This is a genomic window from Microbacterium sp. (assembly GCF_011620715.1).
Lineage (GTDB): Bacteria > Actinomycetota > Actinomycetes > Actinomycetales > Microbacteriaceae > Microbacterium.
In genome coordinates, this window is the sequence record NZ_WOYP01000062.1 from 9016 (window position 1) to 12345 (window position 3330).

Here is a 3330-nt window from a genome sequence, read left to right on the forward strand (position 1 = left end):
CGTCATCGGACGGTACGGCGCAGCACGACCAGGCCGTGCTCTGCATCACCGACACGGGCATGGGCATGGCGCCGGCCGAGCTCGAGCGCATCTTCGAGCCGTACTTCCGGGCCGCGGCGGCGGAGGCGAGCTCGATCACCGGGACCGGGCTCGGCATGGGCATCGTGCGATCGCTCGTCGACGAGCATCACGGTGATGTGTCCGTGACGAGCGCGCCGGGGCAGGGCACGGTCGTGACCGTGAGCCTGCCGGCCGAGACGGATGCCGGCGCCGGCCGGCTGTCCGCACCCGACCCCGATCCGCGACGGGAGACGACCGATGCGTGAGCTCGCCACCGTCGTCCTCGGCGGCCCGGGCGACCTGGTCGTCGGGCTCACCACCGCGGTGACCGTCTGCGTCGCGCTCATGATCGGGCTCGGCCTGCTCGGCAGGGCCAGTCGGGCGATGCTGCTGTGGACGTTCGCGCTGCTGCTCGCTCTGCTCGGATCGTACGGATTGCTGGCCTCCGCCGCCATGGGCACCGATGTGCTGCTGCATCCGGTCGGCGTGGGCATCATCTTCGGGATGCCGATCGTGATCTGGTCGGGACTCCGGGCTGCGCAGGACAAGCGCTCGTACGCGTGGATCGGGTTCACCCAGTCGATCGCATCGGTGCTGGTGCTCACGCTGACGACCGATCTCGAGGTCGGCTTCACGGTGTTCCGCTGGCTGTTCCTCGCGTCCGCGGTCGGCGCGGCTCTCGGCGCGTTCGAGGTGCTGCGGGGCGCGTTCGACGGCTCTCGGTTCGGCATCCCCCTGGTCGTGGCCTCGGTGGTGCTGCTGCTGCTCGGAACGGTCGGCGTGGTCGGCAGCGCTGCGGGTTCGAGCGACGAGACCGACGTGCTCTTCATCCGCGGCGTGGTGATCGTGACGACCGTCTACGTCATCTGCGTCACGGTCAGTCTGCTCTTCCTCGCCAATCGGCGCATCGGCGCGCGCGATGTGATCGAGGCGGCGGACGCGTTCCTGCCCGAAGCGGTCATGCGCGCGGTGGTGCGCGAGAAGCTGCTGCGCGCCCGCCGCCGAGGGGAGCAGAGCTGGTCGTTCATCGACATCCGCCTGGACGATGCCCGGGATCTGCGCGAGGCAACCGGCGACGCGGCCTTCGGCTCGATGGTGCGGCGGTTCGAAGACATCATCGCCGCGACCGTGCCCGCCGAGGCCGACCTCGGGCGGGCTGCCCCAGGGCACGTGCAGGTGTTCGCCTCGCAGTCCGCTGCAGGCGTGCGGGAGTTCGTGCGCGCGGTGCTGAACCAGGTTTCCGCGACCGACGATCGGGCGCCGACCAGCCTGCACATCTCAGCGAGCGCGGGCATCGCGGCGGTCGATTCCGCCACCGACTCGTTCGAGTCGCTCGCCGCAGCGGCCGGCACGGTCGCCGACGAGGCGCAGCAGCAGGGTGGCGACCGATGGCGCTGGGCGGGTGCGCCAGCGCCTATTGCGTGATGACGGAGTCCATGATGGCGACCGTGATCGTGTCGGTCGCGGTCTGCTTGGCGTAGTCGCTCGAGGTGGGTGTGGCCTGCACGAGGAACTCGTACGTGAACTCGAGCGAGACGTAGGTGGCGCCCTTCGGCGTCGGCCCGACGGTGAAGGTCTGCGAGTAGCTGTACGGATCGAGCACGAGATACCCGGGACTCGTGGTGGCGCTGTCGACCTGGGCGCTCAGCGCCTCGAACGTCTCGGTCGCCGACATCGGCGTCGCGATCATCGTCGCGCGCTGCAGGTACACCTTCTGACCGTCGTTGGGCGTGATCGTCGTGATCATCGACAGGCTGACCGGCTTGAGCGCGTCAGCGGTCCACTTGTCCATCGTCAGCGTCGACCAGTAGTCGATCGAGATGGTGAGCGGTCCGGCGGTGAGTGCGCGCTCGGTGGAGCCCGATGACAGATCGTTCGGCACGGGCTGGGCCGCCTCGGTGCTGCTCGGCGACACCGTCGGCGACGCGCTCGGCGTGATCCACGGCGGCGCGCTGCAGCCGGTCAGCGCGAGAGCGATGATCAGCACTGCTGCGCCGGCCCGTGCGGTTCTGCGATTCGACGTGCGCATGTGCGGCCCCTTGTGCCCTCTGTGTTTCCGAAAGAAGTGTCTCCGAAGAAGATGCTCACCAGACGCCTGCGACCGGATCTGGCCAGTCTATGGGCGGCTCTCGGGGGTCTCCGTGTCCCCTCTTCGGTGGACAGCCATTTCTCCTCGATTGCGAAAAGTTGCATTTCAACCCAGGTCAGAGGTTCTTTTCGGGTCTCCCTCGATGTCATTGACGCGAAACATTCCAGTCACGCAGAGTCGATACGTTCGTTCGCATGACCACTCACTCGATCAAGGCCGTGATTCCCGCTGCGGGACTCGGCACCCGGTTCCTTCCCGCGACCAAGGCGATGCCGAAAGAGATGCTTCCCGTCGTCGACAAGCCGGCCATCCAGTACGTCGTCGAAGAAGCCGTCGCCGCCGGAATCGACGACATCCTCGTGATCATCGGCCGCAACAAGAACGCCCTCGCAAACCACTTCGACCGGGTCACCGAACTCGAGCACACCCTCGGCGCGAAGGGCGACCACGGCAGGCTCGCCCGGGTGATGGAGCCGAGCTCGCTCGCCGACATCCACTTTCTGCGCCAGGGCGACCCGAAGGGTCTTGGGCACGCGGTGCTGCGCGCCAAGAAGCACATCGGCAACGAGACGTTCGCCGTCATGCTCGGTGACGACCTGATCGACGCCCGCGACCCGCTTCTGTCCCGCATGATCGAGGTTTCACTGGGTCAGTCGGCGACCGTCGTCGCGCTCATGGAGGTCGACCCTGCGCAGATCCACCTGTACGGCTGCGCGGATGTCGACCCCACCGACGAGGCCGATGTCGTGACCGTCAAGGCGCTCGTCGAGAAGCCGTCCGCGGCCGAGGCGCCGAGCAACCTCGCCATCATCGGCCGCTACGTGCTCAAGCCCGAGATCTTCGAGGTGCTCGAGAACACCGAACCGGGCAAGGGCGGCGAGATCCAGCTCACCGATGCGCTCGAAGAGCTCGCGGCCGACGAGTCGATCGCCGGCCCGGTGCTGGGGGTCATCTTCTCGGGTCGTCGCTACGACACCGGCGATCGCCTCGACTACCTGAAGTCCAGCATCCTGCTCGCCCTCGACCGTGAGGATCTCGGACCTGACCTTGCCACGTGGATCAAGGAGATAGCGCCGACCCTGCCGGAATGACCCCGACTCTCATCACAGTTGAGGAGTCATTGTCGGTGTGGGCGTAGGAGTCGACGAATCTTCAGGAGCGGGTGGCACGGGCTCGGGCAC

General features: G+C 67.5%; 4 protein-coding genes. 3 read left to right on the forward strand and 1 reads right to left on the reverse strand.

Annotated elements, in window-relative coordinates:
- On the forward strand, positions 1-326 hold a 326-nt coding region (locus tag QZV84_RS05750), incomplete at its 5' end, for an ATP-binding protein (protein ID WP_292826675.1).
- Positions 319-1485: a hypothetical protein gene (locus tag QZV84_RS05755; RefSeq protein ID WP_292826678.1), complete on the forward strand. Its 1167-nt coding sequence runs from the start codon at positions 319-321 to the stop codon at positions 1483-1485. The genes QZV84_RS05750 and QZV84_RS05755, both read left to right, overlap by 8 nt.
- Here the strand turns inward: QZV84_RS05755 and QZV84_RS05760 are convergent.
- Positions 1475-2089, reverse strand: coding sequence for a hypothetical protein (locus QZV84_RS05760; protein ID WP_292826681.1), 615 nt, complete (start codon positions 2087-2089; stop codon positions 1475-1477). The two genes, QZV84_RS05755 and QZV84_RS05760, sit on opposite strands and share 11 nt — an antisense overlap.
- 254 nt (positions 2090-2343) lie before the next feature.
- On the opposite strand from QZV84_RS05760, the gene galU reads away from it, so the two are divergent.
- The gene (gene galU / locus QZV84_RS05765; RefSeq protein WP_292826684.1) at positions 2344-3240 is read left to right on the forward strand and encodes a UTP--glucose-1-phosphate uridylyltransferase GalU; all 897 of its coding nucleotides are present in this window, start codon (positions 2344-2346) and stop codon (positions 3238-3240) included.
- The last annotated feature ends 90 nt before the right edge of the window (positions 3241-3330 follow it).